We start from the raw sequence: 223 nt of genomic DNA, 5'->3' as shown, positions 1-223 counted from the left end.
GACTATCAGCGGGGTGATGTTGTCAGGTAATACTTTTCTGAGTTCATTAAGAAACTGATTATGGGCGGTTTGAGTGCCTTGCAGCACTAACGGAAATGTTCGTTCGTAGAGCGTGATAGAGCGACCTTTGATAGCGATAGAGGCGCGTAGCGCAATAAGCTCACGACCTTCACGCATATCTGACCAATCCACCAATATTGTCGGCATCGTATGTGCTGTTAGC

Annotated in this window: 1 pseudogene; it reads right to left on the bottom strand. The window is 47.1% G+C overall.

Features of this window, described 5'->3' with window-relative positions:
* Positions 1-223, bottom strand: a pseudogene (locus tag KO537_RS23030) (IS4 family transposase); the annotation flags it as partial.

The organism is Shewanella sp. NKUCC01_JLK (genome assembly GCF_019345615.1).
GTDB classification, from domain to species: Bacteria; Pseudomonadota; Gammaproteobacteria; order Enterobacterales; family Shewanellaceae; genus Shewanella; species Shewanella oncorhynchi.
Note: the sequence above shows the minus strand (reverse complement) of the source record. Positions and strands in the feature narration are given on the sequence as shown.